The following is a 13,097-nucleotide window of genomic DNA, read 5'->3' on the forward strand; positions in this document are numbered from 1 at the left end:
GGTATATGGCATATATTTTTACATCAATACCCTCCTCTAAAAGTCCGGTTATCTGATTTAGAATAAATGTTTCAGAAATGGAAGGGAACCCATTCAAAAGAAAAGCAATTTTCAATTTTTTTATAAACCTCCTAACAAAGACAATTTCTAATATAATGAGATTTTCTGGACTAATTCAGATTATCTATCAGAAGCAGGATTTAGGCAAAGTAAAAAAACTCACAGGATTAAAAAGGAAAAATTATCTTCAAAGTACAAATTTTATCTGCTAATCTTATTTTTCCTTCTTTCTTTACAAAATCATACCTTGTAAAATTTTTCTAACATTCTACAGCCTCAATTGTCCGATTACTCGACACTCGCTCTATGCCCCATTGAAGAGATTTATTTCATCAATGCTTAACGAGAACGGATTCATCAATCGAGGCAGATGACAACTAATTTTTGAAAAAAATATGCAAAGAGCAGTATTCATTCAAAGTTATATTAGCTTTTATATTATTTCTCTATTGAACTATGCTTTCCCTAATGTTTTTTTGCCCTTCTCCCAATTTACTGGACACAATTCCCCTGTCTGTAAAGCTTCTAGTACACGAAGTGTCTCATTTACATTTCGACCCACACTTAAATCATGAACGACCTGATATCTCAATTTTCCATCAGGGTCTATGATGAACAACCCTCTAAGCGCTATTCCTTCTTCCTCTATCAAGACGCCGTAATCTCTGCTAACTTTATGGTTGGTGTCACTCAATAATGGATATTTCAATCCTTTCAAGTCTCTTTCAATCCATGCAAGGTGTGAAAACTTGCTGTCAGTGCTAACGCCAAATACTTCTGCATTAAGTTTTTTGAATTTTTCATAATTCCTGCTAAATTCAGTAATCTCTGTTGGACATACAAATGTAAAGTCAAGAGGATAAAAGAATAATACTACCCACTTGCCCCTATATTTTTTAAGAGTATATTTTTTGAATTTTTCATTATAAACTCCTTCCATAGTAAAATCCGGGGCTAATTCTCCAACTTTAACAGCCATAGCCATCCCTCCCAAAAAAATGTTATCAGAATCAATTCAGTAAAAAAGGTTTAATCTCAACTCTTTTCCCAATCATTCATAACTGCTTTGTATTTTTCAGGAAATTCTCCTTCATATCTCAAATAATTTGGAATAGGGTAACGAATGCCTGCTTTGTGAGTCTCCTCCAATCCCCTGCAAATAGATTCTGCCTCATCATAGGGAAATGAAAAAGCCATTTCATCATCCTGCGTTTGGGCAAATACTCTGTCTCCATAACAGGGAAGTATTACTTGGCATCTTTTGTTTTTCATTGTCTCGATAACGATGTCAGCACAATCCACCCTTCCGCAAAACTTTGAATGTAGATAACCTCCTCTCTCATATAAAGAAGCAACGAGAAGGCGCATAACCTGCGCTGAGTTTCCATAAATGCAAACTATATCTGGCATAAATTTGCCTGAAAAAAGAGGGGCAACCAAAATTTTTTCATATTTCCCATATTCAAACTTTGGGCATTCTTTTTCAGTTTTTGCACCTTCCTTCTCTGAAGCATTATACATACCTGCACAGGCAACACCACTGTAATATTTCTCACTTGCCTTTTCAAAACCAAAGACAATCTTTGTTATGGGACAATTGATATCAGCTTCCCCCATTGCAATTGTCCATCCATAGCGTCGTGCAATTGAAATCCCCTGACAAATAGCTATTCTTTTGTTCAAATCTCGAAGAGGGACTTTTGTTTTATCAGGAATAGAATCACCTGCTTTCAACATCTTGATTGCAAGAGGAAAGGACTGTGGCCTCAAATAGAATTCAAGTTTTTCGTTAAACTTGCGGCAGTCCATCTGTTTTATCTTCGTCATTTATTCTATTTCATTCGGTTTGCAGAGCAATTCCTTCTTATCTGCTACCCGTCCGCAGTTTCCACAGACAAATTTCAGTTCCGTTATCTTTGGTTTGCATATATGTTTTTTATCCGTTGCAGTCCTTCCACAGTATTCACAGGTATATGCTTCCTTTTTTTCAACATATTCAGGATTGCAAAGATGGCTTATTTCAGTACTTATTTTTCCGCAAGTCTTACAGGTGTATGTTGCAGATTCGTTTTTTTCTTCCGACATAATATTTCCTCCCTTTATTTGGTAGTGTTGGGTTTCTCACCTTAACTTTTGGCCTCCATCGATTGTCAAAACTTCGCCAGTCGTAAAATTTGATTCAGAAAGCAAAAAAACGACTGCTTTCGCTATATCTTCAAATTTTCCTGTCTTCTTAAGAGGTATTCTCTTTACTATCCTTTCCCGTATTTCATCACTATAACTATCAGGAAGCGTAATCATCCCCGGGGCAATGGCATTTACCTGAATCTCAGGAGCCAGTGCAACAGCAAGACACTGAGTCAACATAATAAGTCCTGCTTTCGAAGCGCAATAAGGAATCGATTTAGGCCAAGGCCTTATTCCCCCAAGAGACGAAATATTGACAATTTTTCCAGACCCTTGTCTTTTCATATACTCGGCAGCTTTTTGGGCACAAAAAAAGGGACCGGTAAGATTTGTAGTCAAAGCATCAAACCACATCTTCCTATCAACCTTATCTATGTCTGCAGACTGAAAATAGCCCGCATTATTTATCAAATAATCAATCCCTCCTAAACCTCTCACCGCAGATTCTACAAATCCTTCAGCTTCAGAGCTTTTTCTGATATCAGCTTTGACGGACAAGGCCTTCACGCCGAAAGCTTGAATCTCTTTTACTGTCATTTCTGCTTCCCTGAAGGATTTGTAGTATCCAACAGCAATATCCACTCCAAGGCGGGCAAGTTCCAATGCAATAATCCTTCCCATATTCTTTGCTCCGCCTGTGATTACCGCTTTTTTCCCTTTTAATGATATTTCCTTCATAACTCTCTTTTTCGTTATGTCGAAAGAAGTTTCTCAATTTCCTTTTCTGTCAAAATTTTTTTCTCCCTTATAATATCGATTACTGATTTTTTGCTCCTCTTTGCAAGTTTTACTATCTCTGCCGCCCGGCTGTATCCTATATATCTATTGAGTGCTGTTGCGATTCCTTCGCTTCTTTCAGCATAAAAACGACATATACCTTTATTGGCTGATATTCCAACGATGCACTTTTCACGAAACATCTTTAACCCCGCAGCCAAAATTTTAAGGCTGTTTACGATATTAAAAGCTATTAAAGGCATCATCACATTGAGCTCGAGCTGTCCTGCTTGAGAGGCATAGGAAATGGCCGTATCATTGCCTATTACTTGATAACAGACCATATTCATCGCCTCAGCAATCACAGGATTGACTTTGCCGGGCATAATGGATGAGCCGGGTTGGACTGGAGGAAGATTGATTTCATTGAGGCCAGTTGCAGGACCTGAAGACATTAAACGCAGGTCATTGCATATTCTCGATAGGTCTATGGCATAGTTTTTTAAAGAGCTCGAAAGCTGTAAGAAAGGAGACATACTCTGCATTGCTTCGAACAGATTTTTCGCCGATTTAAGCTTCAGTCCTGTCTCCTGCGCCAAATATTTCACAACTAATTTTTTATAACCTTCAGCCGTATTGATGCCGCTGCCAACAGCTGAACCGCCGATGCCAAGCTCTTGTAATGACGGTACACACAATGAGATATTGTAATGCCATCTCTCTACATTCTGTGCATAAGCGCCAAATTCATTACCCAATGTCATTGGCACAGCATCCTGAAGATGTGTTCTTCCTGACTTTACTACATCTCTAAATTCTTTTTCCTTCTTCCTCAAAGAATCAGATAGTTTTTCAGTTTCATCAAGAACTCCTTTCAAAAGGCGAAGAGAAGCAATTCGCATTGCAGTTGGGAAGACATCGTTTGTCGATTGTCCATAATTGACATGATCATTGGGATGGATGGGGACATAAGTACCGCGCTCACTGCCAAGTATTTCATTTGCCCTATTTGCAATCACTTCGTTTACATTCATATGCGATGAAGTGCCTGCACCTGCCTGATAGGCATCTACAACGAAATGTTCATCAAATTTTCCTGCAACAATTTCTTTAGATGCTTTTATGATGGCATTTGAAATTTTTTTACTCAGGACCTTCAGATCGGCGTTGGCTCGAGCAGCTGCAGACTTTATTTCAGCAATGGCATAAATTATTTCGCTGGGAGTCTTTGCACTGCTTATTTCGAAATTTTCCACAGCACGCAAGGTTTGGATGCCATAGTAAGCTTCTACAGGGATTTTCTTTTTACCCAAGGAATCATTTTCGACTCTAAACTTCCTTTTACCTCTTTTGGTTTTCTTATTGCCCATTATCTCCCTCCTGCTTCAAGGCATGCAAGGAGATAAACGATATCTGACAATCGGTTGACATATTTAAGAAGATTGGGACTTACGCCTTCCTCCTTTTCCGAAAGTTCAACAATCCTTCTTTCCGCACGCCTTATCACAGTCCTTGCAATATGAAGCAGTGAGGAAGAGAGATTTTCACCTGGAAGCACGAGAGAGGGAGGCAATTCAAGTTCTTCTTCCAATTCCTTGATCCATAATTCAATCTGTGAGATTTCTTCTTCTCCAATGAATTTCTTTATTTTACTGCGTTTTTCAGGTGAAGTCGCCAATTCAGTACAAAGCGGGAAAAGAGAAGATTGTATATAGATGATTATCTCCTTTGTCTTTGGATTTTCTGCTATACATCTTGCCGCACCAAGATATGCACCAAATTCATCGACCGTGCCATAAGCTTCAGGCCTTAAACTATATTTTTTTACTCTTTCGCCACTGTAAAGGCTTGTCGTACCTTTATCTCCTGCGCCCGTAGATATTGACATCCTATTACCCTTTCATAATCAAATAACTTTTGCTCCCAATATTTTTTCCATATGATCTAAAGCAAACTTATGAGCTTTTTTATCGAAAGAAGCAACGCAATCTGCAGGAACTATTACATCATAGTCTCGCGAACGAAGGTCTGCAACGGTATACATTACACATATATCGGTGCATACACCAACAGCAGTTATAGATTCATCGTCTGCCGTGTTTTTTCTCAATATCTCATCAAGGTTTGTTCCAAAGAAACCACTGAAGCGGGTTTTTGGTACATCGATCCCCTTTTTCCAAAACTCCTGTAGCTCAGGAACAACCTGTGATTCTATAGAGCCCTCGAGGCAATGTTTTGGGAAAACACGAAATTCAGGATCATCTTCGCGATGTTCATCGCGCAAAAATATGACCTTTTCTTTCTCAATTCTTTTTTCAAGAAGGTTTCTAATCGGTAATATGATTTTTCTTGAATCTGTACCGCAAAAGAGGGGATAACCCTTTTCAAGAAATCCCCTGAGCATATCTATAACAATGATTGCCATAAAACCACCCGGGGATTGGATTGCTTAAACAAACTCTACAATCCACATTTCAGGTTCTTCAAGATACTCTTTTACCCTATGCAGAAATTTGACAGCAGGCACACCGTCAACTACTCTATGGTCAAATGAAAGACAGAGGTTCATCATCCATCTTTTAGTAATCTCGCCTTCAAAGACAACAGGTTTTTCCATTATTTTGTGGACACCGAGAATAGCTACTTCCGGATAATTGATAATAGGAGTTGAAGCAATTGCGCCATAGCCACCTGCGTTAGTTATTGTAAAGGTGCCTTCATGGACATCTTGTAAAGAAAGTTTGTCTCCTCTCGCTTTCCTTGCAAGCTCTTCCAATTCCTTAGCAATCTCCCTGACACTCTTCTTGTCAGCTGAATGGATTACAGGGACAATCAATCCTCTTTCCGTGGCAACGGCAACACCAATATTATAGTATTTCTTAACCTTTATCTCATCATTCACGAGGGAGGAATTCAGAACAGGGAACTCTTTCAGCGCCAAAACGACTGCTTTTATTATAAATGGCATATATGTGAGATGGATGCCGTACTTTTCATTGATTGCCTGTCTGCGCTTCTTCAAAAAATTTACCCATCCTGTCATATCTGCCTCATCCCATGTGGTTACATGAGGCGCTTCCTTTTTGCTTCTCAACATTTGACGGGCAATTGCTTTTCTGACAGCAGAAAGAGGAACAATCTCTTCTTCCTTTTCACCTTCCTTCAAGGGAACTTTCTTGACAACTCCTGCCCAAAATTCTGGATGAAGGTCTAAAATTTCTTCATCTACTATTCCTTCCGCTTTCTTTTCAACATAAGCAAGGATATCATCTCGTGTTACTCTGCCACCTGCACCTGTACCTTGAATCTCCTCAGGGTCTATTCCATACTCCCTTGCAAGCCGTCTAACAGCAGGTGAATAGCGTCTTTTTTCAGTTTTTTCCTTCTTTGCTTTTTCTATAGCGGCTGTTGGCTCTTCAAGAATTTCGGCAGGTTTTATTCCTGCTCTTTCCTCTTCTGTCTCAGTCTCTTCTACTTTTGCTTCTTCTCCTTCAAGAGCAATCAATCCAAGTTTTGTACCAACTGCAACGGTCTCTTCTTCTTTAACGAGTATTTTCAAAAGGATTCCGTCAGCAGGACAGGGGACCTCAATATTCACCTTATCCGTGTTTATTTCAAGGAGTGGCTCATCTTTGACGACTTTGTCCCCTTCCTTTTTAAACCATTTTGCAATTGTACCTTCAACAACACTTTCTCCAAGCTGTGGCATAATAACAGGGACAGGCATAAATAAATCTCCTTTAAAGAAATCCTGCTAAAATTAATATGCAGCCAATTTTCTTACGGCATCCTCGATTTTTTTGGGATTGACCATAAAAAAATCTTCCATCGGCGGAGCAAAGGGCACAGCCGGCACATCAGGCCCTGCAAGCCGCATAATAGGTGCATCAAGATATTCAAAAGCCTCCTCTGCAATGATAGCGGCTATCTCCCCTCCAACACCACCTGTTTTATTGGCTTCATGGACAATAAGTACTTTACCAGTTTTCTTAACAGATTCAAGCATTGTTTCTTTATCCATTGGCAATAGAGTTCTCAAATCTACAACTTCTATACTTATATTATCTTTTGCCAAAGGTTTTGCGGCTTCAAGAGCATAATTGACAGGAAGACTATATGTAATAACTGTTACATTGTCGCCTTCGAGTTTTATATCTGCTTTTCCAATAGGGACTGTATAATCCTCATCAGGAATTTCCTGCTTTATACTGCGGTAAAGCTTCTTATGTTCAAAATAGATTATAGGATTTTCATCTCTTATCGCTGCTTTGAGAAGTCCTTTAGCATCATAAGGAGTTGCAGGTGCAAGCACTTTTAATCCTGGTTGGTCGACAAACCATGCTTCATTGCTTTGGGAATGATACAATCCGCCTCCAATTCCTCCGCCACAGCAGATGCGGAAAACTACTGGACATTTATAGCTCCCCCCCGAGCGGTATCTTAGCTTCGCCGCCTGTTGAATAATCTGGTCCATTGCCGGTGTTACAAAATCAGCAAACTGTATTTCAGGCACAGCTTTCAATCCCACAAGGGTTGCACCAATGGAAGCGCCTGCTATAAGGGATTCTGATAAAGGGCTATCCAATACCCTCAATTCTCCAAATTGTTCCTGCAAGCCTTTCGTTGCCTTGAAAACTCCGCCATATGCGCCTATGTCTTCCCCCATCATAAAGAGGCGTTCATCACGCTCCATCTCTTCGCGAAGTGCTTCAGTTATTGCTTCAATATATGTAACCCTATGCATTCTCTCCTCCTTCATAATAGAGGTCTTCAAGTGCTTCTTCCGGTTGCGGGAAAGGGCTGTTTTCTGCATACTCAACTGCTTCATCTATTTCTTTTCTTATTCGACTCTGTATTTCATCAATTTCTTCCTGAGTTATTAATTCGTTATCGAGAAGATATTTTTCATAAGCAGGAATTGGATCTCTTTTTTTCCAGTATTCCACTTCTTCTGGTGATCTGTAATCTGCCGGATCGATCTCAGAATGTCCATACCATCGGTAAGTCTTGCATTCTATAAATGTTGGTCCGCCGCCTTCTCTTGCCTTGTCAATTGCTTCTTTGCAAGTCTTGAGGACTAACATTACATCATTACCGTCTATTGAGATTCCCGGGAATCCATACGCCTTTGCTCGGTCTGATAAATCGGTAAGAGCAGTCTGAAGTCTAAGAGGCACTGATTCAGCCCAAAAGTTGTTTTGGCATATATATACTATTGGCAGTTTATGAACGCCTGCAAAGTTTAATGCCTCGTGGAAACATCCTCTGCTCGTTGCCCCATCTCCGAAAAAACTTACGGCTACATTCTTTTTCCCAAGAAGTTTAAAACCGTAAGCGGCACCTGTGCCAAGGACAATTTGAGCAGCAACTGTACTTGCAGGTGTGATTACATTGAGTGGAGCATAGCCATAATGACAAGGATGAGACTTCCCCTTATCAGGACTTGTCTTTCTTGCATAAATTTGAGCCATAATGACCTTCGGTGGAACTTTCTTTCCTATATTCGCACCAAGCTCACGATGAGAGGGAGCTACGATATCTTCTTTTGTAAGGAGGAATGATGGGACAACAGTAGTTGCCTCCTGTCCCACAGCCGAAAAATAAGTGCCCCCAAAACGCGCCTGTTTAAATAGTTTGCGTGCCTCTTCATCAAAATCTCTAGTAAGTTTCAGATAATAATAAAGCTCTTTCAGTTTTTCAGGTTCAATTACGGTATCTATGGCTCACACCCCCTATTTGTTTTAACCTATTTATTCTAAATAAATGTTTTTTCTATGGACCTACATGGGTCAACCCTGAAAGATTTTCATTTTCTGCCCATTTAGGATATCGTTTCAAAATTTTGAGTTCTTCTTCAAGCAATACTTGATGTCCCTTTTCAAAGGTAGACAAATATTCAAACATAAACCTGCCGCTTTGGTCTTTAATCAATTTTGCATAGTTTCTGTAAAAACGGAATGCTGCCTTTTCTTTCTTAATGGCATATTCAATAACTTCCACAAGTTCTGCCTTATCTATATCGATATCAGGTTTTGCCTTTGCCGATGCCTTTTTTTTGGGAGCTTTTTCTCCCGATTCCTTTTCATAAATACCTGTTAAAAGTCTTTCATGCTCTGCTTCTTCCTTTGATAAGGATTTCAATTTTTTTCTTATGAGAGGATTTTTCACGCGTGCGGAAAGTTTCTTGTATAGGAGAGCAGAATCCCTTTCTCTACCAATAGCTATAGTTAATACATCAAGGGCTGTAAGCTTTTTTTTTGCCAATTTTTCACCTCGAAAAGTTAAATCAATCCAAAACTTCTTCAAATTTTTCTTTTGGAGCGCCACACCTTGGGCACTCCTCAGGAGGTTCTTCTCCTGTATGAATATATCCACATACAGAACATCTCCACTTCTTCATAATTTCTCATCCCCTTTGAAGCACTATTCTATTCTTCCGGCTTACAGGCATCTACAGGGCAAACTTCAGCACAGGTTCCGCATTCAGTACATTTTTGTGGATCAATAACAAAAATAGGATCACCTTCACTGATTGCATTTTCAGGACAAGAATCAACACAAGTACCACAAGCGATACACTCATCAGTTATCTTATAAGACATACCATACCTCCTCAATCATTTGTTTATTGTTATTACTCTTTTTCATGAGAATTCAACTGACTCTCATATTCAATAAGCAATCTTTCAAGATCTTTTTTATGTTCCAATTCAAGATTTGCAAGTGATTTGAAGAGGGAATTCAGCTCCTCGAAATGTTCTGCTTTCGATTTATTGAGATAAAAGAGAGCTGACTCCTCCTCTCGCACAATAGCTTCCTTGATTGCTTCAATCATAATTTTCAACTTTTCTCTTTTCTCAGGAGACATAAATTCCAACTAAATGACAAAAAATTTTACTCAATTATCTATATGAATTTATTTATTTAGCAGCTATGTCAAGAAATTTAAATATTCTTCCAAAAAAAATATAAGAACATATTAGTTATTTTCGTGATGATATTTCAATATCATTTTTAAGAGAGCTTAAAATTTTATTTTTAACATCTTCAAGATTTCCTTCAAGAAGTATTCCTGCGGCATGAGAGTGACCTCCGCCATTGAATTTTTTTGCAAACTTATTGACATCGAAATCATTCTTTGATCTCAAACTTACCTTTATTTTTCCATCATCTCTTTCGAGGAAAAGAAGATAAATTTCAATGTCGCCTATAAAGCCAAGCTGATCTATAAAACCATCTGTTTCTTCATATTCAACATTTTCTTTTTTTCTCATTTCAAGTGTTACTTCAGACCACACTATTCTTCCGCCGCACATAGATTGAATATTAGTCAGAACCTCTCCCAACAACCGCATTCTTTCTTCACTCTTTTGTTCATAAATCTTGCTGTAAACAAAATCAGGCGATACCCCTATCTCGATCATTTCAGCTGTAATCCGATGAACTTCTGATGTTGTATTGGAATACTTGAATGCACCTGTATCAGTTAATATAGCAGTGTAAATTCCAAGGGCAGCATTTTTATCTATTTCAATATTCATTGATTTTGCTATGCGGTAAACAAGTTCTCCTGTTGAACTTGCCTTAGAATCTATATAATTTAAGTCGGCAAATCCTGAATTGGATGCATGGTGGTCAATGCATATTTTTTTTGAAGGGGCAGAAGACACTAAATTTGACATAGTTCCAAGCCGTTCCAATGTGCTAATATCGAGGATAACAACAATATCAGATTCCAATAATGGTTCATTTTCATTGCATAATGTATAAGGGGCATATTCACAAAGAAATTTATAATTTTCCGGAACAGGATCGCTATTGAGAATTAGTACTTCCTTGCCAAGCTTTTTAATCAAGCTGTAAACTGCAAGCTCTGAGCCAAGGCCATCTCCATCAGGGTTCATATGTGTTGTAATTATGACCCTCTGAAATAAAGACAAAGCTTTTCTAAATTCTGCAGTAAAAGACTCTAATGAATTAGCCATCAAAATATAAGAAATCTTTTATGGGCAAAACCTTATTGGTTATAAATAGGAGCCATAAAGAATTGAAAAAGTTTCAACCCCCTTCGAAGATAGGTCTTTCCTTCTTGGAAAACCATTCTGAAGGATTAGAAAGATATTCAAATGTTTCCTCTAAAATCTTGTAATGATTTGACTCCTGTTCAGCTATCCTTGAATAAAATTCCTTCTCCAACTCATTATCAGCTTCTTCTTCATGCTTTTTATAAAAATCGTAACCCTTGCTTTCTATATCCATTGCAATCTTGATTGCTTCAATATCATCAGCATCGGCAGCTGCATTTTTATCAAGCTCTTTTTCCGCTTCCTTAAAGATGGAATCGAATTCCATAGGCATAACTCTTTCATCTTTCTCCGGCTTTGGAAGCTCAGGCCATTTTTCATCCTTTTCAAGGGAATCCCATATTTGTTTAATCATTGTTATATGGCCATGTTCTTCCTTTGCGAGGGAATCAAAGATGACTTTGCCAAGGCGATTTTTACATTTCTTGGCTGATTTTTGATAAAAATCATAACCGTCAAGTTCTGTTTGATATGCTATCTTTAAAGCTTCAATCTTATCCTTCATTTTTATACCTCCCGGTAATTTACCATCTTTCCATTATTTTTTTTCCAATCAACTGCCTGAAGTATTTATCTTCATCAGCAATATAAACGCTTCCTTCTCCTAAAATGTTTTTAGCACAAAGCTCTCCCTGTGCAGAAGCGCTGTTCCAGCCAAAATTGATACGATTAAGATTCCTGTTTATATCATAGACTTGTGCGGCATCTCCTGCTGAAAAAATATTCGAAACTGATGAACGAAGTTCTTCACTCACAAGTATTCCTTTTTCAACCGAAATTTCTGAATCTCTGAGGAAAGCAACATTCGGTTCATAGCGGTCTGATGAAACAACTATATTACAATTTATTTCTTTTCCTCCTGATGTAATAACATTTAATTCATCTGCACTCAAAGAAACAACATCATTTATTTCTTCTTCAAGTAAAATATCGATTCCCCTTTCTTTCATCTTCGAAAAAAGTGCATTATTATCAATTTCCTCTCCAAAACCGGGCAAGAGTTCGTTCTCTTTGGTTATATATGTCACATCCAATCCTGCTTTTTTCAACCCTCTTGCAAGTTCAATTCCTGTATATCCTTCTCCTGAAATTACCGCTTTCTTTGATGTTTCAATCTTCTTCCTAATCCTCAGAGCGTCAGCCGAATCAGAAAGACAGTCTATATACTGGCGCGCATGTTCTAAATTCGAAGGAACTTGCGATGATGCACCCGTAGCTATTACAAGATAATTATAGTCAATTTTTTCTCCTGTTGCCAATAAGATCGAGTTTTTATCTGCCTCAACTTTGATAACCCTTTTTCCTGCTATAACAGAAACATTATCAGACTTTATCATGTTTTCCATAAAAAGCGCATTATCAGGTACATCTCCAGATATATACTCAACTAAAGCAGGTTTTATATAGAAGGGTTTTGCTTCAGCCGAAACCATAACAATTTCCGAACTTGAATCTTCCTTTGACAATGTTTTAGCTGCGCTTACTGCCGCAGGTCCTGTTCCAATAATTACATATTTCATTTTTCAATCTACCTCGCTTAAAAAATCATTATTCCCTGATGCCTATATACACAATAAATAATTATTCTCAAATATTTTTCTCTTTCAGTTGAAAAAAGGGTCTAAAATAAAAAGAAGAAATGCCTTTATGAAATCCTTTTTTTCTTCGCAATGATCTTCATCATTTCAACCATCAGGCGCACACCGCTTCCAGTGGGTCCCTTCTGAAAATAGTCATGTTTCTTTTCATTCCAGCAGGTGCCTGCAATATCGAGATGCGCCCACGGAGTTTTTTCATCGACAAACTCTTTAAGAAAAATTCCTCCAATGATTGTTCCGGCTGAACCGCTCCCAATGTTTTTAATATCAGCAATATCACTTTTAATATCTTCTTTATAATCATCCCATAAAGGCAATTCCCAAACTCTTTCATAAGACAAGGATGAAGCTTCTTTTATAATCTCAATCAATTTTTCATTGTTTCCCATAACTCCCATAGCACAATTACCTAAGGCAACTATACAGGCGCCTGTCAAAGTAGCAATATCAA

17 protein-coding genes are annotated in these 13,097 nt (G+C 38.2%); all 17 read right to left on the reverse strand.

The features are described from left to right. Positions 1-514: 514 nt before the first annotated feature. A complete protein-coding gene (locus D6734_10430) occupies positions 515-1,039 on the reverse strand; it encodes a peroxiredoxin (protein RMF93262.1) in 525 nt (174 codons plus the stop codon). Between the two features lie 56 nt (positions 1,040-1,095). Then, the gene (locus tag D6734_10435) at positions 1,096-1,887 is read right to left on the reverse strand and encodes a hypothetical protein (GenBank protein RMF93263.1); all 792 of its coding nucleotides are present in this window, start codon (positions 1,885-1,887) and stop codon (positions 1,096-1,098) included. Beyond that, positions 1,888-2,145 (reverse strand): hypothetical protein, encoded by a 258-nt coding sequence (locus D6734_10440; protein RMF93264.1) that lies wholly within the window; start codon positions 2,143-2,145, stop codon positions 1,888-1,890. 36 nt (positions 2,146-2,181) lie between these two features. Further along, entirely contained in the window at positions 2,182-2,925 is a 744-nt protein-coding gene (locus tag D6734_10445; GenBank protein RMF93265.1) for an SDR family oxidoreductase, read from the reverse strand. A 14-nt stretch (positions 2,926-2,939) separates the two neighbouring features. Then, a complete protein-coding gene (locus D6734_10450) occupies positions 2,940-4,334 on the reverse strand; it encodes an aspartate ammonia-lyase (protein ID RMF93266.1) in 1,395 nt (464 codons plus the stop codon). Beyond that, positions 4,334-4,852 carry a cob(I)yrinic acid a,c-diamide adenosyltransferase gene (locus D6734_10455; GenBank protein ID RMF93267.1) on the reverse strand — a complete coding sequence of 173 codons (519 nt, stop codon included), beginning with the start codon at positions 4,850-4,852 and terminating at the stop codon, positions 4,334-4,336. Before D6734_10455 ends, D6734_10450 begins: the two co-directional genes overlap by 1 nt. An 18-nt stretch (positions 4,853-4,870) precedes the next feature. Beyond that, positions 4,871-5,389 carry a cysteine hydrolase gene (locus tag D6734_10460; GenBank protein RMF93268.1) on the reverse strand — a complete coding sequence of 173 codons (519 nt, stop codon included), beginning with the start codon at positions 5,387-5,389 and terminating at the stop codon, positions 4,871-4,873. Between the two features lie 24 nt (positions 5,390-5,413). Next, positions 5,414-6,691: a dihydrolipoyllysine-residue succinyltransferase gene (gene sucB, locus D6734_10465; GenBank protein RMF93269.1), complete on the reverse strand. Its 1,278-nt coding sequence runs from the start codon at positions 6,689-6,691 to the stop codon at positions 5,414-5,416. Positions 6,692-6,724: 33 nt separating this feature from the next. Further along, positions 6,725-7,708, reverse strand: coding sequence for an alpha-ketoacid dehydrogenase subunit beta (locus D6734_10470; protein ID RMF93270.1), 984 nt, complete (start codon positions 7,706-7,708; stop codon positions 6,725-6,727). Then, positions 7,701-8,684: a thiamine pyrophosphate-dependent dehydrogenase E1 component subunit alpha gene (locus D6734_10475; protein ID RMF93271.1), complete on the reverse strand. Its 984-nt coding sequence runs from the start codon at positions 8,682-8,684 to the stop codon at positions 7,701-7,703. Before D6734_10475 ends, D6734_10470 begins: the two co-directional genes overlap by 8 nt. A 566-nt stretch (positions 8,685-9,250) precedes the next feature. After that, entirely contained in the window at positions 9,251-9,364 is a 114-nt protein-coding gene (locus D6734_10480; protein RMF93272.1) for a rubredoxin, read from the reverse strand. A gap of 28 nt (positions 9,365-9,392) precedes the next feature. Beyond that, entirely contained in the window at positions 9,393-9,566 is a 174-nt protein-coding gene (locus D6734_10485; GenBank protein RMF93273.1) for a 4Fe-4S dicluster domain-containing protein, read from the reverse strand. A gap of 32 nt (positions 9,567-9,598) precedes the next feature. After that, positions 9,599-9,832, reverse strand: a complete 234-nt coding sequence (locus tag D6734_10490) for a hypothetical protein (protein RMF93274.1) — start codon at positions 9,830-9,832, stop codon at positions 9,599-9,601. Between the two features lie 115 nt (positions 9,833-9,947). Next, positions 9,948-10,949 carry a bifunctional oligoribonuclease/PAP phosphatase NrnA gene (locus tag D6734_10495; GenBank protein ID RMF93275.1) on the reverse strand — a complete coding sequence of 334 codons (1,002 nt, stop codon included), beginning with the start codon at positions 10,947-10,949 and terminating at the stop codon, positions 9,948-9,950. Positions 10,950-11,022: 73 nt separating this feature from the next. Further along, positions 11,023-11,553: a hypothetical protein gene (locus tag D6734_10500; GenBank protein ID RMF93276.1), complete on the reverse strand. Its 531-nt coding sequence runs from the start codon at positions 11,551-11,553 to the stop codon at positions 11,023-11,025. Positions 11,554-11,572: 19 nt separating this feature from the next. Then, positions 11,573-12,568, reverse strand: coding sequence for an FAD-dependent oxidoreductase (locus D6734_10505; GenBank protein ID RMF93277.1), 996 nt, complete (start codon positions 12,566-12,568; stop codon positions 11,573-11,575). A 125-nt stretch (positions 12,569-12,693) separates the two neighbouring features. Beyond that, positions 12,694-13,097 (reverse strand): hypothetical protein (locus tag D6734_10510; GenBank protein ID RMF93278.1); only part of this gene is annotated, 404 nt, incomplete at its 5' end.

Source organism: Candidatus Schekmanbacteria bacterium, assembly GCA_003695725.1.
Taxonomy (GTDB): Bacteria; Schekmanbacteria; GWA2-38-11; order GWA2-38-11; family J061; genus J061.